The 19,875-nt window shown below is 62.3% G+C and carries 20 protein-coding genes; 13 read left to right on the forward strand and 7 right to left on the reverse strand.

Annotated features, from left to right (window positions below):
* Positions 1 to 63: 63 nt before the first annotated feature.
* The 8 genes from G6N74_RS16995 (at position 64) to G6N74_RS17030 (ending at position 6,768) form a co-directional block, all read left to right on the forward strand.
* Positions 64 to 1,368 carry a hypothetical protein gene (locus tag G6N74_RS16995; protein WP_246245786.1) on the forward strand — a complete coding sequence of 435 codons (1,305 nt, stop codon included), beginning with the start codon at positions 64 to 66 and terminating at the stop codon, positions 1,366 to 1,368.
* Positions 1,369 to 1,536: 168 nt separating this feature from the next.
* The gene (locus tag G6N74_RS17000) at positions 1,537 to 2,841 is read left to right on the forward strand and encodes an ABC transporter substrate-binding protein (protein ID WP_165119122.1); all 1,305 of its coding nucleotides are present in this window, start codon (positions 1,537 to 1,539) and stop codon (positions 2,839 to 2,841) included.
* A 65-nt stretch (positions 2,842 to 2,906) separates the two neighbouring features.
* Entirely contained in the window at positions 2,907 to 3,197 is a 291-nt protein-coding gene (locus G6N74_RS17005; RefSeq protein ID WP_205826718.1) for an antitoxin of toxin-antitoxin stability system, read from the forward strand.
* 2 nt (positions 3,198 to 3,199) lie between these two features.
* The gene (locus G6N74_RS17010; RefSeq protein WP_165119123.1) at positions 3,200 to 3,496 is read left to right on the forward strand and encodes a type II toxin-antitoxin system RelE/ParE family toxin; all 297 of its coding nucleotides are present in this window, start codon (positions 3,200 to 3,202) and stop codon (positions 3,494 to 3,496) included.
* Positions 3,496 to 4,377 carry a branched-chain amino acid ABC transporter permease gene (locus G6N74_RS17015; protein ID WP_165119124.1) on the forward strand — a complete coding sequence of 294 codons (882 nt, stop codon included), beginning with the start codon at positions 3,496 to 3,498 and terminating at the stop codon, positions 4,375 to 4,377. The genes G6N74_RS17010 and G6N74_RS17015 overlap by 1 nt, the downstream gene beginning before the upstream one ends.
* On the forward strand, positions 4,374 to 5,339 hold the full coding sequence (locus G6N74_RS17020) for a branched-chain amino acid ABC transporter permease (protein WP_165119125.1): 966 nt from the start codon (positions 4,374 to 4,376) through the stop codon (positions 5,337 to 5,339). The genes G6N74_RS17015 and G6N74_RS17020 overlap by 4 nt, the downstream gene beginning before the upstream one ends.
* Positions 5,336 to 6,064: an ABC transporter ATP-binding protein gene (locus tag G6N74_RS17025; protein ID WP_165119126.1), complete on the forward strand. Its 729-nt coding sequence runs from the start codon at positions 5,336 to 5,338 to the stop codon at positions 6,062 to 6,064. Before G6N74_RS17020 ends, G6N74_RS17025 begins: the two co-directional genes overlap by 4 nt.
* A complete protein-coding gene (locus G6N74_RS17030; RefSeq protein WP_165119127.1) occupies positions 6,061 to 6,768 on the forward strand; it encodes an ABC transporter ATP-binding protein in 708 nt (235 codons plus the stop codon). The genes G6N74_RS17025 and G6N74_RS17030 overlap by 4 nt, the downstream gene beginning before the upstream one ends.
* A 35-nt stretch (positions 6,769 to 6,803) precedes the next feature.
* Here the strand turns inward: G6N74_RS17030 and rpe are convergent, their stop codons facing one another.
* Positions 6,804 to 7,478 carry a ribulose-phosphate 3-epimerase gene (rpe, locus tag G6N74_RS17035; protein ID WP_165119128.1) on the reverse strand — a complete coding sequence of 225 codons (675 nt, stop codon included), beginning with the start codon at positions 7,476 to 7,478 and terminating at the stop codon, positions 6,804 to 6,806.
* A 78-nt stretch (positions 7,479 to 7,556) separates the two neighbouring features.
* Positions 7,557 to 8,579, reverse strand: a complete 1,023-nt coding sequence (locus tag G6N74_RS17040; RefSeq protein ID WP_165119129.1) for a substrate-binding domain-containing protein — start codon at positions 8,577 to 8,579, stop codon at positions 7,557 to 7,559.
* 355 nt (positions 8,580 to 8,934) lie between these two features.
* On the opposite strand from G6N74_RS17040, the gene G6N74_RS17045 reads away from it, so the two are divergent.
* The 5 genes from G6N74_RS17045 to G6N74_RS17065 all read left to right on the forward strand — a co-directional run bounded on the left by G6N74_RS17045 (position 8,935) and on the right by G6N74_RS17065 (position 15,374).
* Entirely contained in the window at positions 8,935 to 10,290 is a 1,356-nt protein-coding gene (locus G6N74_RS17045) for an ABC transporter substrate-binding protein (protein ID WP_165119130.1), read from the forward strand.
* 100 nt (positions 10,291 to 10,390) lie between these two features.
* Entirely contained in the window at positions 10,391 to 11,404 is a 1,014-nt protein-coding gene (locus tag G6N74_RS17050; RefSeq protein WP_165119131.1) for a carbohydrate ABC transporter permease, read from the forward strand.
* A gap of 1 nt (position 11,405) precedes the next feature.
* Positions 11,406 to 12,560, forward strand: coding sequence for a carbohydrate ABC transporter permease (locus G6N74_RS17055; protein WP_165119132.1), 1,155 nt, complete (start codon positions 11,406 to 11,408; stop codon positions 12,558 to 12,560).
* Positions 12,561 to 12,566: 6 nt separating this feature from the next.
* Positions 12,567 to 14,231: a beta-galactosidase BglA gene (gene bglA / locus G6N74_RS17060; protein ID WP_165119133.1), complete on the forward strand. Its 1,665-nt coding sequence runs from the start codon at positions 12,567 to 12,569 to the stop codon at positions 14,229 to 14,231.
* A 30-nt stretch (positions 14,232 to 14,261) separates the two neighbouring features.
* Positions 14,262 to 15,374 (forward strand): ABC transporter ATP-binding protein, encoded by a 1,113-nt coding sequence (locus G6N74_RS17065; RefSeq protein WP_165119134.1) that lies wholly within the window; start codon positions 14,262 to 14,264, stop codon positions 15,372 to 15,374.
* A gap of 79 nt (positions 15,375 to 15,453) precedes the next feature.
* Here the strand turns inward: G6N74_RS17065 and G6N74_RS17070 are convergent, their stop codons facing one another.
* The 5 genes from G6N74_RS17070 to pncA form a co-directional block, all read right to left on the reverse strand.
* Entirely contained in the window at positions 15,454 to 16,305 is an 852-nt protein-coding gene (locus G6N74_RS17070) for a metal ABC transporter permease (RefSeq protein ID WP_165119135.1), read from the reverse strand.
* Positions 16,302 to 17,162: a metal ABC transporter permease gene (locus tag G6N74_RS17075; RefSeq protein WP_165119136.1), complete on the reverse strand. Its 861-nt coding sequence runs from the start codon at positions 17,160 to 17,162 to the stop codon at positions 16,302 to 16,304. The genes G6N74_RS17070 and G6N74_RS17075 overlap by 4 nt, the downstream gene beginning before the upstream one ends.
* Positions 17,159 to 18,076, reverse strand: coding sequence for a manganese/iron ABC transporter ATP-binding protein (locus tag G6N74_RS17080; protein ID WP_165119137.1), 918 nt, complete (start codon positions 18,074 to 18,076; stop codon positions 17,159 to 17,161). The genes G6N74_RS17075 and G6N74_RS17080 overlap by 4 nt, the downstream gene beginning before the upstream one ends.
* Entirely contained in the window at positions 18,073 to 18,885 is an 813-nt protein-coding gene (locus G6N74_RS17085) for a metal ABC transporter substrate-binding protein (RefSeq protein WP_246245796.1), read from the reverse strand. The genes G6N74_RS17080 and G6N74_RS17085 overlap by 4 nt, the downstream gene beginning before the upstream one ends.
* 388 nt (positions 18,886 to 19,273) lie before the next feature.
* Positions 19,274 to 19,873, reverse strand: a complete 600-nt coding sequence (gene pncA / locus G6N74_RS17090) for a bifunctional nicotinamidase/pyrazinamidase (RefSeq protein WP_165119139.1) — start codon at positions 19,871 to 19,873, stop codon at positions 19,274 to 19,276.
* Positions 19,874 to 19,875 lie beyond the last annotated feature (2 nt).

Raw genomic sequence — 19,875 nt, forward strand, 5'->3', positions numbered from 1 at the left:
GCCACCTTTCTAAACACGTCCCCCGCTTTCGCTCACGCTTCCGATCGCGGCTATGTCCTGCTCATGCCGACCGGCTATTACCTCACCGGAGGCGCCATAGCGGTTGCCGCAAGTTTTCTGGTGCTGGCCATTCTGCCGCCAGCCTTGCTGAAGCGCATCGCTGCCAAACGTCTTGCGCTTTTCGCGGTCAATAACGGCCTGCGGCTCCTCACCAGCCTCATCGCCTTTGCCATCTTCGCCACTCTGATCGCCGCAGGCTTTCTCGGCAGCCGCGATCCGCTTTCCAACCCTCTGCCGCTGACCATCTGGACGCTGCTGTGGGTCGGGCTGACGCTGGTGCAGGGCGTGTTCGGCAATCTCTGGGCATGGATCAATCCTTGGTACGGGCCATGGCGGGTAGCGACTGCCATCTTTCCGGCGCTGCGCGACAGACGATTGCCCCAATGGGCCGGCTACTGGCCAGCACTCATACTGTTCTTCGCCTTCGCGTGGTTCGAGCTGATCGACCCCGCGCCCGACGATCCGGCGCGGCTTGCGTGGGCTGCCGGCATCTACTGGCTGATGAGCTTCTTGGCTGTGATCGCCTTCGGCTATGAAGACTGGAGCCGGCGCGGCGAATTCCTGTCCGTGTTCTTTCGGATGGTGTCGCGGTTTGGGATGGTGGAGGCTGCACGTCCAGAAAACCGGACATCACTCTGCCTGCCCGGCGCGAAGCTTTGGGCCGCAAATCCTTTGCCGGCTAGCGGCATGTTCTTTCTCTTGCTGTCACTTAGCTCCGTGTCCTTCGACGGCCTGTCGAAAACCTTCTTCTGGCTCGGCCTCAACGGCATCAATCCGCTGGAATTTCCAGGCCGCTCGGCCGTCATGACAACGAACACGATAGGGCTGGTGCTGATATTCGCAGCCCTTTCAGCCGTCTATCTGCTGGCCGTGCTCCTCGGCGAGCGTCTCGCCGGCAGCCGCCTGCCCTTCGCCAGATCCGCCGGGCTTCTGGTCTGGTCGATCGTGCCGATCGCGCTCGCCTATCATTTCTCGCATTACCTCACCGCCTTCCTCGTCAACGGCCAGTATGCGCTGGTGGCAATCTCCGACCCGTTCTCCAGCGGCTGGGACGTGTTCGGCACCGCTGGCTTTCAGGTCGGCGCCGGCATCGTCGCCGGTTATCAGTCGGCCTGGGCGCTTTGGAACGCACAGGCTGCGGCAATCATCGGCGGGCATGTGCTGGCAGTGCTCATAGCGCATGGGCTGGCCTACCGGCTCCATCCGACAGCAAGACAGGCTGCGCTCAGCCAGTTGCCGCTCACGATCCTGATGATCGGCTACACCGTTTTCGGCCTGTGGCTGCTGTCGACGCCGACCGCCGGCTGACGCTGTTTTCGGACTGAAACACGGCGCGTGCTTCCCCTTGGGGAGCAGCTATTGCCATGCCGGAACTTTGGTGATTTAGTTTGTACACATGCAATTTTCCGCCTCGAAAATGGGCGAGGCGTTTGATGTTGATCAGCGGTTATAAGTCATAAGACAAGGGGAACCGACATGACCGATAAAAGCAGGATTCTGGGGCCGGATGGCCTTCGTCTAAACCGCCGCACCGCGCTGAAGGGGCTTGCCGCCACCGCCGGCCTCGCCGCCGCGCCCGGCTTCGTCCGCTATGCGCAGGCGCAGAGCTCGGCGCCGATCAAGATCGGCTTCCAGTCGCATCGCACCGGTATCGGCGCCGCCTATGGCCGCTGGTATGAAAAGACAACCGCAGCAGCCGTAAAACTCATCAACGATGCCGGCGGCATCACCGGCCGTCCGGTCGAGATCGTCATCGAGGACGATGGCACCGACCCAAAGCGCGGCGCCGAAGTGGTCGCCAAATTCGCCAGCCAGCACAAGACCGACATCGTCTTCGGCACGCTGTTTTCCCACGTCGTCATCGGCTCGGCGCCCACGGCGGGCGAACTGAAAATTCCCTATTACGTGGTCAGCGAAGGCCACCACGTCGCCTCCACAAAACTCAACCGCTACTGCTTCCAGCCTGGCATCACCGACGTGAAAAGCCAGGTGCAATCGGTTGCCCCGTGGATCGCGGCCAATGCCGGCAAGAAGGTCACGATGATCTATCCGGATTTTGCGTTCGGCTACGACCATCGCGACTACCTGCCGCCGGCGCTGAAGGCGCAGGGCGCGGAAGTCATCGCGCAGATCGCCATTCCGCCGACGGAAAGCTCGTTCACCCGCTATTTCCCGCAGATCCCGGCTGAGACCGAGGTCATCTACCATGTCATGGTCGGGCCTGCGGTGCTGACCTTCGTCAAGGAACTCGGCGAATTCTACGGCTCCAACCGGCCGCAGCTTTTCGGCTTCATCGACTCGCTCGAGGCCGTCGACATCAACAGCCCCGGCCTCGAATTCCTCGACGGCAGCCATTTCTGGGAAGGCTCGCCGCGCTACGCCCAGGAGAACGACTCCGACGCGCAGAAAGCCTATCGCGCCGCCGTCGGCATCGACGAGAACGGTGCTGCCGTCGGCGACCCCAAGGACGTTTCCACCGCCGCCCACATGTTCGGCTGCTGGGAGACGCTCTATGTCATCAAGAAGGCGATGGAAGACGCCGGCTACAAGGGGCCGGAAGACCGCGGCAAGCTGGTCGAGGCGACCGAGGCGCTGACCGAGTTCAAGGAAGGCCCCGAGCATCCGCAGGGCGACAAGACCTTCAACGGCAAGATCCACCAGTGCTTCGGCCACCAGAACATTTCCAAGGTGGAAGGCGGCAAGCTGAAGGTCGTGCACCGCACCTCGATCGAGGACGGCATGTACGAGGCCGAAGGCGATTATACGACGCAGTCGCTGTAAGCTGAAAGTTGCCGGAAAGGTACTGACGGCGTATATACATCGTCAGTACCGCAAAGGAGGCTGTTATGCCGAAAGAAGCTGTATTCACGATGAAGCTGGAGCCCGAACTGCGGGATGCGTTCATGGCTGCAGCCGAGGCGGCAGATCGCCCCGCTTCCCAGATCGTGCGCGAAATGATGCGTGATTTTGTCCGAACGCGAGAGGAAGAAGAACGCAGTTATGTGGAATTCCTGCGCCGCAAGGTTGAAATCTCGCGCAAGCAATTCGAAGCCGGCTTGAGTTTTTCTCAGGAGGAGGTCGAGGCAGAAGTTGCGGCAAGGCGAAAGAAACTGCTAGCCCGCACTAAAGAGGCCTAGCCGTGAAAGTCAGGTGGTCAACCGCCGCAAAACTAAATCTTGCCGAGATTGTTGATTTCATAGCCATTGATAACCCTCGTGCCGCGATACAAATGGACGAACTGCTGTCCGGCGCCACCGGTAGGCTCGCTGATTTTCCCAATTCCGGGCGGCAAGGCCTTCTTGCCGGCACACGCGAATTGCTTCCCCACAGAAGCTATCGGATCGTCTACGACTTTGATGCCGGGATGGTCCGTATTCTTGCGGTAGTCCACACCTCCCGCCAATGGCCGCCGGTCGAACACGAGGGCGATCACTAATGGCCTTCGGACCCCACCTACTTCTCGCCGCCCTCGAAGGCCTCGTCACAAGTGCGGTTCTTGCGTTGATGGCACTTGGCCTGTCGCTGGTGTTCGGCGTCATGCGCGTGGTCAATGTCGCGCATGGCGAGTTTTTCATGCTCGGTGCTGTGCTGGCCTGGTGGATCGCTTCGCTGGTCACCGGGCATCCGGCGATAGGCTTCCTTCTGGCGCTGGTCATCAGCCCGCTGATCGTCGGGGCCGTGGCGCTCGTGGCCGAACGGCTGGTGCTGCGCCGGCTGAACTACAATCCCGAAGCCACCATCGTCGCCACCATCGGCATGCTCTACATCATCCAGCAGCTCGCGCTCACCTTCTACGGTCCGCAGGCGCGGCCGGTCGATGCGCCGTTCACCTATCGCATCCTGTTCCCATGGTTCGGCTATTCCGGCTACAAGCTGTCGATCATCGCCGCGTCCATCGTCCTGCTGACGGCGACATGGTTCGTGCTGACGCGCACGAAAATCGGCCTCGTCATGCGCGCCACGCAATATGACAGCGAAACGGCGCAGGCGTTCGGCATTCCGGTCGACCGCGTCTATGCCGGCGTCTTTGCGCTCGGCGCGATGCTGGCGGCAATCGCCGCCGTGCTGATCGTGCCGATAACCCAGGCCCATTACCTGATGGGCATGGACCCGCTGCTACTCTCCTTCATCGTCGTCATCATCGGCGGCCTTGGTTCGCTGCGCGGCACGGTGGTCGCCGCCGTGCTGATCGGCCTTTCGGACGGCATCATTTCGGCCTTTTTCTCGCCGACACTGGCCAAGATCATCGCCACGCTGCTGGTCGCCATGGTGCTGGTGTTCCGCCCGCAAGGCCTGTTCGGGACGGCCAGCCGATGAGGGGAGGCAATTCGTCGGCCAAGGTCTTCCTGCTGCACATCGCCGTCATCGGGATTCTGTTCGCGCTGAATTTCATCCTGCCCGAATATCACCATGGCGTGCTTGCGCGCGTCATGGTGCTTTCCGTCGTTGCCATGGGCTACAATATGCTGTTCGGCTATGCCGGCCTGCTCAGCCTTGGCCACGCCATGTTCTTCGCCGCCGGGCTCTATGGCGCGGGGCTGACCGCCTATCATTTCGGCTGGGCCATGCCGGCAGCCTTTGCCGCCGGGCTTGTCTCCGGCGCGGTGCTGTCGCTCGCCATCGGCCTGCTGGCGCTGCGCACCACCGGCGTCGCTTTCATGATCGTCACCATGATGTTCGCGCAGGTCTGCTATCTCCTGACCTTCTATTTCAGCGAATGGACGCGCGGCGACGACGGCCTCGTTCTCGGCCAGGAAACCCGCCGCCTCTTCATCGGCGACTTTTACCTAGACCTCACGCATCCTGCGACGCGCTACATGGCGGCGCTTGCGCTGTTTTCCGTCGTGCTTCTGATAACGCTTTTCATCGTGCGTTCCGCCCATGGCCGCGTGCTGGTGGCCATCCGCGAAAACGAGGAGCGCACGAAGATGCTCGGTTACGACACCTTTGCCAACAAGCTGGTCGCAGTCGTAGTCTCCGGCGTCATCTGCGCCTCGGCGGGTGCTGCCTATGCGCTGCTGTTCGGCTATGTCGGCTCGAGCTTCGCCTCGGTGCAGTATTCGATCCTGCCGCTGCTCTGGGTTCTGCTCGGCGGCGCCGCCACCACGCTCGGCCCCTTCGTCGGCGCGCTGTTCATGTATTACGTCGTCGACATCACCTCCAGCTACACCTCGGCCTATCTGCTGATCGTCGGCGTCGCCCTCATCCTGCTGGTGCTCTATTTCCCGAAGGGCATTCTCGGCACCATCCGCGAACGCTGGATACGGTGGCTGCCATGACGCCGCTGCTCACCACGCGCGATCTCCGGAAAAACTATGGCGGTCTGCGCGCCGTCGACGGCGTCGATTTCACGCTGCTGCCCGGCGAGATCCACGCCATCATCGGCCCCAACGGGGCAGGCAAGACGACCTTCGTCAGCCTCGTCTGCGGCCGGGTGATGCCGAGTTCGGGCACCATCATCTTCGACGGCGACGACATCACCGATCTGCCGGCCTATCGGCGCGTTCGCCAAGGCATTGCCTATACGTTCCAGATCACCAGCGTGTTCGCTCATCTCAGCGCCTACGACAATGTCGCCCTCCCGATGCAGCGCACCCTGACCGATGGCCGCTCGCGCGCAAAACTCCATGCCGGCGTCATGAACGCGCTCGAGCGCACCGGCCTGGCCGGCCGTGCCAACAGCCTTGCCGGCACGCTGTCCTACGGCCATCAGCGGCTTCTCGAAGTCGCCATGGGACTTGCGCTGAAGCCGCGCCTGCTGATCCTCGACGAGCCGACACAGGGCCTTTCCGATGGCGAGATCGCCGGCTTTATGGACCTCGTGCGCGAGATCGCACAGGACGCCACCGTGCTTTTGATCGAGCACAATATGCAGGTGGTGATGGGGCTGGCCGACCGCATCACCGTCATGAACGCCGGCAGGATTCTCGCCGAGGGCACGCCTGCAGACATCCGCGCCAATGACGAGGTCCAGCGCGCCTATCTCGGAACGGAGCCGGCATGAGCGACGCGCTGACCATCTCCGGGCTCAACTGTTTCTACGGCGAAGTGCAGGTGCTGCATGGCCTGTCGCTGACACTGAAAAAGGGCGAGGTGCTTTGTCTTCTCGGCCGCAACGGCGCCGGCAAGACGACGACGCTCAAGGCGATCATGGGGCTGGTGCCGGCGCGTGCCGGCTCGATCAAGCTCGGCGAGCGCCAACTGACGACCCTTGCCGCCCATGACGTGCCCAAGGCGGGCGTCGCCTATGTGCCGCAGGGACGACGGCTGTTTGCCGAAATGACGGTGGCCGAAAACATCGAGATCGGCCTGATGACGCGCGCCAAGGGCAAGGCGACGCGCGACGCCGTACTCGACCTCTTCCCGCTGCTGCGCGACCGGCTCGGCCAGCGCTCCGGCACGCTGTCGGGCGGCGAGCAGCAGATGCTGGCCATGGCCCGCGCGCTCTGCCTGGAACCCGAAGTGCTGCTGCTCGACGAACCAACGGAAGGCCTGATGCCGTCGATGATCGCGAAAATCCGTGAGACGGTGGCCAAGCTGCGCGAGCGCGGCGTCTCGACCATACTGGTCGAGCAGCGCGTCGACGCAGTGCTGTCGGTCGCCGACCGCGTGACGTTCATCGAGAACGGCCGCGCCCGCGAGACCGTCAGCGTCGAGGCCCTGCGCGCCGATCCGGCGTTCGTGCAGAGATATGTGGGGGTCGGATAGACTTGGGGGCGGCCTGCCGTCCCTTTGAGGAGAGATTAGACAGCCCCGTCAGCCGCCGTCCTGATCGCCTCGATATTCGCGCGGTAAGCGGCCTCCGAGCCGCCCTTGAAGATCGCAGCGCCCGCCACCAGCACATTCGCGCCGGCAGCCGTGACCAGCGGCGCGGTCTCTGCGCTGACGCCTCCGTCGATCTCGATATCGATCGGACGGTCGCCGATCATTGCCTTGACCCGCTTCACTTTCTCGACCATCGCCGGAATAAAGGCCTGGCCGCCGAAGCCGGGATTGACCGTCATGATCAGGACGAGGTCGAGCCGGTCGAGTACATATTCGATGACGCTTTCTGGCGTCGACGGGTTGAGCGAAACGCCGGCCTTCTTGCCGAGATTGCGGATCGCCTGCAGCGAGCGGTCGAGATGCGGGCCTGCCTCGGCATGGACCGTAATGATGTCACAACCGGCGTCGGCAAAGGCGGCGAGATAGGGGTCGGCCGGCGTTATCATCAGGTGGCAGTCGAACACCTTGTCGGTGCGGTCGCGAATGGCCTTGATGACCGGTGCGCCGAAGGTGATGTTCGGCACGAAATGGCCGTCCATGACATCGAGATGAATCCAGTCGGCGCCGGCCGCTGCGACGGCTGCGACCTCATCGCCGAGCTTCGAAAAGTCGGACGCCAGCACCGAGGGGGCGATCAGGGTTTTTGTGCGCATGCCGGGCCTTTCAGGGTCGTGAACAATTTCCTCGCCCCGTAAAGCCAAGCCTCGCGATTGTCGATAGAAGAAAGTCGCTTAAACGGGCGCGCCGGCGATCGAGCCGCGCACGACGAGATCGACCGGCCATATTTCGCCGCGTGCGCCGGTTTCCAGACCCGAAATCCGTGCTGCCAGCCGCTCAGCAATACGCTGGCCCGCCGCGCGGATCGAGGAACGCGTCGTCGACAGCGGCACGGAAAAGTTTTCCGGCTTCAGCCATGGAAAAACGTCGTCATGGGCGATCAGCGACAGGTCGCCGGGAATGGTGAGCTTGAGATCGCGCACCGCGCGCACCACGCCCAGCGCCATGATCAGGCTGGAGCAGACGATGCCGGTCGGCGCCTCACTCTGCTCAAGCAGGCTGCGGGCGGCGCGGTAGCCGTTCTCCTCCGTCATCGCCACCGATCGCAGCAAGACCGGCGGCAAGGCAATGCCGCTCGCTGCCAGCGCCCGCCGCACGCCCCGCTCGCGGAAGATCGCAAAGGTCTGCGTGTCGTCGCCATTGATGAGCGCGACGCGCTTGTGGCCGAGCTGCACGAGAAGCCGCGTCGCTTCGTGAAAGGCTGCCTCATTGTCGATGTCGAGGTAGGGATAGTCGAAATCCAGCCCCTCGCTGCGCCCATGGACGATGAAGGGCATGCCGAGCTGATGAATGAGCGCGACCCGCTTGTCGCCATGGCATGGTGCCGAGACATAGACCGCATCGACCTGCTTGTTGGCGACGATGCGGCGATAGGTGGTTTCCTCGTCGCGGGCATCGGCCGGGCTTAGCACCAGGTCCAAATCATGCGCGCGGGCGTAGTCGCCGAGACCCGACAGGAATTCGACGAAATGCGGATCGATGTCGACGCTGGCGCCAGTCGGCATGACGTAGCCGATCATGCCCGCCTTGCCGGTCGCCAGTCGGCGTGCGCTGGGGTTGGGACGATAGCCATGGCGCTTGGCGGCATCGGCCACGCGCCGGCGCGTCTCCTCGCTGACCTCCGGATAGCCGTTGAGCGCCCGGCTGACCGTGGTCTGCGACAGGTCGAGCATAAGCGAGAGCTGCTTGAGGTTCACAGCCGCTTTATCCTCAAAGCGCTTTTAAACATCGGTATTTTCCTTTGCCCATACCCAAATCCGGAATTATCAGTTTAGGTGCAGAAAGCTCGTTTCAGAAGCGAAATTCGCTGTTGCGGCGCAAAAAACGATGATGCGACGCAGCAAATTTGCAATTTAAATCGGTTTATGTAACATGATGCTTGACTCTGACCCGCTTCGGCGGCGATGATAAAAGCAGCCAAAGCGCTTTGGAAGACTTTCGACCGACATGGTCGGAAGTTGACGGTTCCGCAAGGCGGACGCGACCAGGGCGACATCGGCACGGCGAAATGGAGGTTTCGCCGATGACCTGTGACCACTGGGAGGAAAGTCGATGAGAAAGAGCCTTTTCATAGGCGTGGCGCTGGCAGCAGTGGCGCTCGGTGCGCCCGCTCAGGCGGAATTGAAATTCAAGCCGGGCGAGGACGCCCGTTTCCACTGGGCCGATTTCGAGACGTTGAAGAAAGTCGACCTCAAGGGCCAGACGCTCTCCATTTTCGGACCGTGGCGCGGTGAGGACGAAGCGCTGGTGCGCAGCGTGCTCGAATATTTCAGCGAAGCCACCGGCGTCGATCTCAAATACTCCTCGTCCGAGAATTATGAACAGCAGATCGTCATCGACACGCAGGCTGGCAGCCCGCCCGACATCGCCATCCTGCCGCAGCCGGGCCTGATCCAGGACCTGGCCTCCAAGGGCCTGCTGACGCCGCTCGGCGACGAGACGGCCGCCTGGGTCAAGGACAATTACGGCGCCGGCCAGTCATGGGTCGACCTCGGCACCTTCAAGGACAAGGACGGCAAGGCCGGCTATTTCGCCTTTCCCTACAAGGCCGACGTGAAGTCGCTGGTCTGGTATTCGCCGGACAATTTCGAGGAAGCCGGCTACGAAGTTCCGAAGACCCAGGAAGAACTGCAGGCTCTGTCGGAAAAAATCATTGCCGATGGCGGCACGCCATGGTGCATCGGCCTCGGTTCGGGCGGCGCCACCGGCTGGCCGGCGACCGACTGGGTCGAAGACATCATGCTGCGCACGCAGCCGCCGGAAACCTATGACAAATGGGTCAAGAACGAGATCCCGTTCAACGATCCGGCCGTAGTCGGCGCGCTCGATATCTTCGCCAAGATCGCCACCGACGACAAGATGGTCAGTGGCGGTGCGGCGGCAGTGTCCGCAACCGATTTCCGCGACAGCCCGAAGGGTCTCTTCTCGGTGCCGCCGAAATGCTACCTGCATCATCAGGCGTCGTTCATCCCGTCCTTCTTCCCGGAAGGCACGAAACTCGGCCAGGACGCGGACTTCTTCTACTATCCTACCTATGCCTCGAAGCCTGAACTCGGCACACCGGTTCTCGGCGCTGGCACGCTGGCGATGATCACCAAGGACACCAAGGCCTCGCGTGCCTTCATCGAGTTCCTGAAGCTGCCGCTGGCGCATGAATTGTGGATGGCGCAGGGCAGCTTCGTCACGCCGTTCAAATCGGTCAATAACGATGCCTATGCCAGCGACGCTTTGAAGAAGCAGGGCGAAATCCTGTCCGGCGCCTCGACCTTCCGCTTCGACGGTTCGGACCTGATGCCCGGCAAGATCGGCGCCGGCGCCTTCTGGACCGGCATGATCGATCTGGTCGGCGGCAAGCCGGCTGCCGACGTGGCAGCAGACGTCCAGAAGAGCTGGGACGCGATCAAGTAGGGCCAATCAGGCCGAAAACAGGATTCGGGCCGGCGGCCCGGATCCTTCCGGCGGCCCTGCCCAAGGAAAATTATCGCAAGTCTGATCGGGGAACACTCCCATGACGGCACAGATTCTCTCAGCGGTTTTTACCATCATCATCGGCGTCGGCGGCTGTGTCGTCTATTTCTGGACCGCAAACCGACTCCTCGATGTTATCTTTCCCTCGCGCGGTGTGTCGGGCGCGGCTGCCATCGATAACCTTCGCCGGCAGGGCTATATCCGGCCATGGCTGTTCGTTGGCCCGGCGATGCTCATTCTCGCCGTCTACCTGATCTATCCGGTTGTCGCGACGCTGATCCTCTCCGTTCACGACCGCACCGGGCAGAACTTCGTCGGCATGGCGAATTACAGCTGGGCCTTCGGCGACCGGGAGTTCCTGCAGGCTATCTTCAACAACATCCTCTGGCTTGCCGTCGTGCCAGCCGCCTGCACCTTCCTCGGCCTCATCATCGCGGTGCTGACCGACAAGATCTGGTGGGGCAACATCGCCAAGAGCCTGGTCTTCGCACCGCTCGCCATCTCCTTCGTCGGCGCCAGCGTCATCTGGAAATTCGTCTACGAGTATCGCGGCGAGGGCCAGGCGCAGATCGGCATCCTCAATGCCATCGTCCAGTATTTCGGCGGTAATCCGCAGGTCTGGATATCGACGCCGTTCTGGAACAACTTCTTCCTGATGGTCATCCTGATCTGGATCCAGACAGGCTTTGCCATGGTCATCCTGTCATCGGCGCTGCGCGGCATTCCTGACGAGACCATCGAGGCGGCGACCATCGACGGCGCCAGCGGCTTCCAGATTTTCTGGAAGATCATGATCCCTCAGATATGGGGCACCATCGCCGTGGTGTGGACGACCATCACCATCCTCGTGCTGAAGGTCTTCGACATCGTCCTGACCATGACCAACGGCCAGTGGAATTCCAACACGCTGGCCAATCTGATGTTCGACTGGATGTTCCGCGGCGGCGGTGATTTTGGCCGCGGTGCGGCAATCGCCGTCATCATCATGCTGGCCGTCGTTCCGATCATGATCTGGAACATTCGTCAGGCAAATCGCGAAGGCGGAGGACACTGAGATGGCCAGCTCCACCGGAAAATCCTTCCTCGGCCGCTTCGGCGTCCACATTGCGGTTCTGATCTTCGTCGCGATCTGGACGATCCCGACGCTCGGCATCCTCGTCAGCTCGCTGCGCGACAAGAACCAGCTCGCAGTCACCGGCTGGTGGACGGCGCTGGTCACCTCCTCCCAGAACGACGATGGACGGCTGGGCACTGCCGCCGACCAGGTCGAGAAGGACGGCAAGTTCCTGATTATGGGCAATCTGCTCAAGGCCGGCGACAACCGCACGATCAGCGCGTTCGGCATCAAGTCGCAAGCCCCCACCGAGTTTGCCGCGGGTGCCGTTGCCGACCTCGGCGATGGCGTGACGCTCCAGGTCAATGACGACGGCTTCTACGTGCAATCCTCGCCGGTCGCCTTCGAGGGCGATCGCGGCCGCCGCATCTATTTCGCCTCCTCGATGCCGCCGCGCTTCACCACCGACAACTATCAAACGGTGCTGTTTTCGGAAGGCATCGGGCGCTCCTTCATCAACTCGCTGACGGTGACTATACCGGCCACCATCATCCCGATCCTGATCGCGGCCTTTGCGGCCTATGCGCTGGCCTGGATGCGCTTTCCCGGCCGTGCGCTGCTGATCGCCACCATCATCGGCCTGCTCGTCGTTCCGTTGCAGATGTCGCTGATCCCGCTGCTCAAGCTCTATAATGGCGTCGGCCTGTTCTTCGGCGTGCCGGCAAAAACCTATCTCGGCATCTGGCTGGCGCATACCGGCTTCGGCCTGCCCTTCGCCATCTACCTCCTCAGAAGCTACATCGCCGGCCTGCCGCGCGAGATCATGGAATCGGCGCGCATCGACGGCGCCAGCGATTTCGAGATCTTCATCAAGATCGTGCTGCCGCTGTCCTTCCCGGTGCTCGCCTCCTTCGCCATCTTCCAGTTCCTCTGGGTCTGGAACGACCTTCTGGTGGCGATGGTGTTCCTCGGCTCCGGCTCGGACCAGCTCGTGCTCACGGGAAAACTCAATGCCCTGCTCGGCTCGCGCGGTGGCAACTGGGAAATCCTTACCACCTCGGCCTTTGTCACCATTCTGGTTCCGCTGGCCGTGTTCTTCTCGCTTCAACGTTATTTCGTCCGCGGCCTGCTCGCGGGCTCCGTCAAAGGAGGCTGACCGCCCATGCATGCTGCACGCATAATCGAACATCCTGAACCGGCGGTCGACCGCGACTGGTGGCGTGGCGCGGTGATCTACCAGATCTATCCGCGCAGCTACCAGGACTCGAACGGCGACGGCATCGGCGACCTGAAAGGCATCATCCAGCGCCTGCCCTATATCGCCGGGCTCGGCGTCGACGCGATCTGGATTTCGCCTTTCTTCAAGTCGCCGATGAAGGATTTCGGCTATGACGTGTCGGACTATTGCGACGTCGACCCGATGTTCGGCACGCTGGCCGATTTCGACGCGATGATTGCCGAGGCGCACCGGCTGGGCCTCAAGGTGATGATCGACCAGGTCATCTCGCACACTGCCGACGAGCACCCATGGTTCAGGGAAAGCCGCGCCTCGCGCACCAACCCGAAGGCCGACTGGTTCGTCTGGGCCGACGCCAAGCCCGACGGCACGCCACCGAACAACTGGCTGTCGATCTTCGGCGGCTCGGCCTGGCAGTGGGACGCGCGGCGTCTGCAATATTACCTGCACAATTTCCTGGCCGAGCAGCCGGATCTCAACTTCCATAACGTCGAGGTTCAGGACGCTGTGCTCGACGCCACCCGCTTCTGGCTGGAGCGCGGCGTCGATGGCTTCCGCCTCGATACGATCAATTTCTATTTCCACTCGGCCGGTCTCGAAGACAATCCGCCGCTGCCGAAGGAACAGCGCAACGATTCCATCGCGCCGGCAGTCAATCCCTACAACTACCAGGACCATCTCTACGACAAGAGCCAGTCCGACAATCTCGGCTTCCTTGAGCGTTTCCGAGCTCTGCTGGACGAATATCCGGCGGCTGCCGCAGTCGGCGAAGTGGGCGATGCACAGCGCGGCCTCGACATCGTTGCCGCCTACACCGCCGGCGATAACCGCGTGCAGATGTGCTACGCCTTTGACTTCCTCGCACCGGAAAAGATCACCGCTGCCCGCGTGCGGACCGTGCTGGAAACATTCGGCGACGTCGCCAGCGACGGCTGGTCGTGCTGGGCCTTCTCCAACCACGACGTGATGCGCCATGCCTCGCGCTGGGGCGGGGGCGAGGCCGACCGCACCGCCTATCTGAAAGTGCTCTCGGCTCTGCTTATGTCGCTGCGCGGCTCGGTCTGCATCTATCAGGGCGAGGAGCTGGGCCTTGGCGAAGCCGATCTCGCTTTCGAGGATCTGCAGGACCCCTACGGCATCCGCTTCTGGCCTGAATTCAAGGGCCGCGACGGTTGCCGCACGCCGATGGTGTGGGACGGAAGTGCTGCCAATGGCGGGTTCTCGACCGCGAAGCCATGGCTGCCGGTGTCGAAGGACCATCTGCCGCTGTCGGTTAGCAACCAGCAGGGCGACGAAGCATCCCTGCTTGAGCACTACCGGCGCTTCCTCGACTTCCGCCGCACGCATCCTGCTTTGACCAAGGGCGACATTTCCTTCCTTGCGGCAGATGGCGATGCGGTTGCCTTTACCCGCCGCGAGGGCAACGAGGAGATCGTCTGCGCCTTCAATCTCGGCTCGGCGCCTGCGGTGATCGATCTTGGTGGGAACGGCACGGCGCAGCCGCTGTCGGGTCATGGATTTTCGGGAAATGCCGGCGCCGGCGCGATCCGGCTTGGAGCTTATGAAGCCTGGTTCGGGCGTCTCGCCTGATCGGGGAACAAAGGAAATCGGGAGGATATTATGGCCGATCTCACATTGACCAGCGTCAAGAAAGCATATGGCAACCTCAACATCCTGCACGGCATCGATCTCGACATAAAGTCCGGCGAGTTCATCGTCTTCGTCGGACCGTCGGGCTGCGGAAAGTCGACGCTTCTGCGCACCATCGCCGGGCTGGAGGAAATCACCGGCGGCACGCTTGAGATCGCCGGCGAGAAGGTCAACGACGTGCCGCCATCAAAGCGCGGCATCGCCATGGTGTTCCAGTCCTATGCGCTCTATCCGCATATGACCGTCTACGACAACATGGCTTTCAGCATGAGGATCGGCCGCGAAAACAAGACCGAGATCGACCGGCGCGTGCGGCAGGCAGCCGAAATCCTGCAGCTCACCAAATATCTCGAACGCCTGCCCAAGGCGCTTTCCGGCGGACAACGCCAGCGCGTCGCCATCGGCCGCGCCATCGTGCGCAATCCGAAGGTGTTCCTGTTCGATGAGCCGCTGTCCAACCTCGACGCAGCCCTCCGGGTCGCGACCCGCATCGAGATTGCAAAGCTCAAGGAGAGCATGCCGGAAACGACGATGATCTACGTCACCCACGATCAGGTCGAGGCGATGACGCTGGCCAATCGCATCGTTGTACTGAAGGACGGCCGCATCGAGCAGGTCGGCTCGCCGATGGAGCTTTACCGGCATCCCGGCAACCTGTTCGTCGCCCAGTTCATCGGCTCGCCGGCTATGAACATCTTGCCGGCAACGATCGAGAAGACGGGCCAGCCGACGATCGTCAGCCACGTCGGCGGACACAACGTGTCCGTTCCCGTGGCAACGCCGGCAGACGCCGCAGGCACCAAGGTCAGTTTCGGCGTGCGCCCGGAAGACCTCAACATCGCGACAGGCAAGGATTTTCTCTTCGAGGGCGTCGTCGATTACATCGAACAGCTCGGTGAGGTGCAGATGGCCTATATCCAGGTCGGCCGCGTCACCGAACCATTGGTGGCAAAGCTGCCCGGCAATGCCGAGATCCAGCGCGGCGGCGTCTTGCGGCTGACCGCCGATCCCGGCGACCTGCATATCTTCGATGCCGATGGACGCTCCTTCGCGCGCGACCGCCTGGCTGCGAAAGCGGCCTGATCCCAAGACGCGCATGGCAACGGCGGGGTTTTGCCCCGCCGTTGTTGTGTCAGCAAAACTGGATTGTGCGGCGGATAGTTCATCCCGCTCCCGCATCCACCTGCCTGCGTTCGGCGCGGGCAGTTTTCCAGCGCGAATAGATGAAGGCCGCAACGAAGGCGATGCTCATCAGGAGCACGATGGTCGGGGCCGGTGCGCTGTCGATGAAGAAGCTGAGATAGACGCCGAGGAAGGACGCCGTCACCGCGATAATGACGGAGACGAGCATCATCCGCGAAAACCTGTCGGTCAGCAGGAAAGCGATGGCGCCTGGCGCGATCAGCATGGCGATGGCTAGGATGATGCCGACAGCCTTCAGCGCCCCGACGATGGTCAGCGACAGGATCGCCAGCAGCCCGTAATGCAGTAATCTCACCGGCAGGCCGATCGCCTGCGCATGCTGCGGGTCGAAAGCGTGCAGCAGCAGGTCGCGTCCGAATATGCCGATGGTGCCTACAGTAATCACCGCGATGATGCCGGTTTGCACGACATCGCCCCAGGTGACGCCGAGTATGTCGCCGAACAATATGTGGTCGAGGTGAACGTCGGTCTGGATCTTGGTGTAGAGCACGATGCCGAGGCCGAACATGCCGGAAAAGACGATGCCCATGACCGTGTCTTCCTTGACCCGGCTGTTCTCCTTCAGGAAGCCGGTGGCGAGCGCGCAGACCATGCCGGCGGCGAAAGCGCCGATGGCGAGCGGGATGCCAGCGATATAGGCCAGTACGACGCCGGGCAGCACCGCATGGCTGATGGCATCGCCCATCAGCGACCAGCCCTTCAGCACCAGAAACGCCGACAGCATGGCCATGGGGATGGCAACGAGCACGGCGATAACGAAGGCCTGCTGCATGAAGGGGAATGCGAAGGGCATGAGAAGGGTTTCGGTCATACCCCCGCCTCCAGCGCTTCGCGCGCCTTGCGCCGCGCCGCCAGCATGCCGTGTTTGGGGGCAAAGACGAAGGCGGTGAGGAAGATCAGCGTCTGCAGCACGACGATGATGCCGCCGGTCGCGCCGTCGAGAAAATAGCTGGCATAGGCGCCGACGAAGCTCGTGGCAGCACCTATGGCAACGCTGGTGGCGATCAGCCGTGGAAACCGGTCGGTGAGCAGATAGGCCGTCGCACCGGGCGTCACCACCATGGCGATGACGAGGAATGCGCCGACCGTCTGCAAGGCAGCAACCGTAGAGGCCGAAAGCAGCGTGAAGAACAGCACCTTCAGCCAGTCCGGGTTGAGACCGATGGAGCGGGCATGGTTCTCGTCGAAAAAGGCGACCATCAGGTCCTTCCATTTCGCCAGCAGGATCGCGAGCGACACGCCACCGATGATGACGAGCTGCAACGTATCGCTTGGCGTGATGGCGAGGATGTTGCCGAGCACGATGGTCTGGATGTTCACCGATGCCGGCGACAGCGAGATCATGAACAGGCCAAGGCCGAAGAAGGAGGTGAAGATCAGGCCGATGATCGCGTCCTCCTTCAGCTTGGTACGCTGGTTGAGGAACAGCATGGCTGCAGCCGCAAGCCCGCCGGAGAGAAACGCGCCAAGCGCGAAGGGCAGGCCGAGCATATAAGCACCGGCCACGCCCGGCACGATGGAGTGCGAGAGCGCGTCCCCGATCAGCGACCAGCCTTTCAGCATGAGATAGGCCGAGAGAAAGGCGCAGACGCCGCCAACCAGTGCCGACACCCACATGGCATTGACCATGTAGCCATAGCCGAAGGGTTCGAGGAGCGTTGCGATCATTTCTCCGCACCTGTTTCTTCGGGAACGGCAGCATCGCGCGGGTCTTCGCCGTCGCCATAGATGACGAAGGGGCGCTCGTCATCGGTCAGCACCGTGACGCGGCGCTTGTCGGCATCGTCATGGAGATCGGCGCCGCCGAGGATGAACTGACGCAGCACGCCGCCGAACGTCTTTTCGAGATTGGCCTGCGTGAACACCTCCGCAGTCGGTCCGGCGGCAAGCACGGTGCGGTTGATCAGCACGGCGCGGTCGCAGAAGCGTGGCACGCTGCCGAGATTGTGGGTGGAAACCAGCATCACGCGGCCCTCATCGCGCAGCGCCTGCAACAGCGTGATGATCGCCTCTTCGGTGCGCACGTCGACACCGGTGAACGGCTCATCGAGCAGGATGATTTTTCCTTCCTGCGCCAGTGCGCGGGCAAGGAAGACACGCTTCTTCTGGCCGCCGGAAAGCTCGCCGATCTGGCGCTTGCGGTAGTCGCTCATGCCGACCCGCTCCAGCGCCTCGTCGACGGCCTGCCGGTCGACCGGCCGTGTCATGCGCAGAAAGTTCATGTGGCCGTAGCGGCCCATCATCACGACATCCTCGACCAGAACCGGAAAGTTCCAGTCGACATCCTCGCTCTGCGGCACATAGGCAACGGCATTGCGCTTCAGGGCGTAGGCGGCAGGCTGGCCAAAAATCTCGACCGTGCCGGCGGCCAGCGGCACGAAGCCCATGATCGACTTGAAAAGCGTCGACTTGCCGCTGCCATTGACCCCGACCAGCGCCGTAATGGTGCCGGTCGGGATGGCGAAGCTCGCATTGCGCAGGGCGGTTTGGCCGTTGCGGTAGGTGACGGTGATGTTGTCGACGCGAAGCCCGCTGCTGTCTTCTGTCCCGTTGGCTGGGTTCGCCCTGGCTAAAGCATTCATTTCACGAGTGCTTTCGTGATCGTCTCGGTGGTGACGCGCAGAAGGTCGAGATAGGTCGGCACCGGGCCGTCTTCGTTGCTCAGCGAGTCGACATAGAGCACGCCGCCATATTTGGCGCCGGTCTCGCGGGCGACCTGCTCGGCGGGCGAGGCCGAGATGGTGCTTTCGGAAAACACCGCCGGAATGTTGTTGGCGCGCACGGCGTCGATGACCTTGCGAACCTGCTGCGGCGTGCCCTGCTGGTCGGCATTGATCGGCCAGAGATAAAGCTCCTTCAGGCCGAAGTCGCGGGCGAGGTAGGAAAACGCGCCCTCGCTGGTGACGAGCCAGCGGCGGTCTTCCGGAATGCTGGCGATCTCGGCGCGGATCGGCTCGACGGTCGCCTTGATCTTTTCCGAATAGGCGGCAGCGTTTTTCGCATAGGCCTCGGCATTGTCCGGGTCCTGCGCGGCAAAGGCCTTGCGGATGTTCTCGACATAGATCAGCGCTGCCTCGGGCGACATCCAAGCATGCGGGTTCGGCTTGCCGGTGTAGGGGCCTTCGGCAATGCCCATCGGCTCGACGCCTTCCGAAACCACGACGCTCGGCACCTCGCTCAGATTGGCAAAGAACTTTTCGAACCACATTTCGAGATTGAGGCCGTTCCACAGGATCAGGTCGGCCTTCTGCGCCTTGATCATGTCGCCGGGGGTCGGCTGGTAGTTGTGAATCTCGGCATCGGGCTTGGTGATGGATTCGACGGTCGCGGCATCTCCGGCAACGTTGCGGGCCATATCGGCAATGACGGTGAAGGTGGTGACGACATTCATCTTGTCGGCGGCCTGGGCGCTGCTGGCGGAGATAGCCGCAAGAACCGTGAGAGATAGTGAAACAAGAAACGCTCGAATGCCTGTCATGAAAAATCCTGTCGGGTGGAGTTTGGGCGCGCGGAAGCCCCGGCCCTTATGTCTCGAGATAAAGCACCGTTGCGCAGGTGTCAATGCAATTGCAAATCGTTTGCAAGAAGAATGTGAAATGACAGGCGTCACGCTCCCCCTTGAGGGCATTGCTTACATCCAACTGTTTTGGGATTCTTCTGATGCCTGTCGCGAGGGATGGAATGTCCACGTCGCCGGAGCCGGGATTTGCGCAAGACCGGTCGTAAGGATCGAGCGCAACGCTATTGCTGCCGCTGATGTGGGCAAAGCGCGCCAGCGCTCAAATCAGCTTCACCCCGGCATCCCGCATCTTCCCCGTCATGAGCTCCAGCGTGCCGCCGAGATCGATGGCGCGGCAAGCATCCAGCCGCACGGTCGTGTCGAACCCCAGTTTCACCGCATCCAGCGCCGAATAGGCCACGCAGAAGTCGGTCGCCAAGCCGACCAGCGTAATGCTTCCGATGCCGCGTTCCTTCAGATAGCCGCCGAGGCCGGTGGGTGTCTTATGGTCGTTCTCGAAAAACGCCGAATAGCTGTCGATCGTCTTGCGGAACCCCTTGCGGATGACGATCTCGGCCCTGGTCCATTCCAGCGCCCCGTGGAACGCCGCGCCGACCGTGCCCTGCATGCAGTGGTCCGGCCACAGCGTCTGGTCACCATAGGGCATTTTCGTTGTCTCGAAGGGCTGATTGCCGGGATGCTGCGAAGCGAAGCTCGAATGGCCGGCGGGGTGCCAGTCCTGCGTCAGCACGACATGCTCGAACCGGCCGATCATCTCGTTGATCAGCGGCACGATCTCGTCGCCGCCTGCCACCGCCAGGCTGCCGCCCGGGCAAAAATCGTTCTGCACGTCGATGACGACAAGCGCTTCTTCCTTCATGT

The sequence above is a fragment of the Mesorhizobium zhangyense genome (assembly GCF_011045115.1).
GTDB classification, from domain to species: domain Bacteria; phylum Pseudomonadota; class Alphaproteobacteria; order Rhizobiales; family Rhizobiaceae; genus Mesorhizobium_M; species Mesorhizobium_M zhangyense.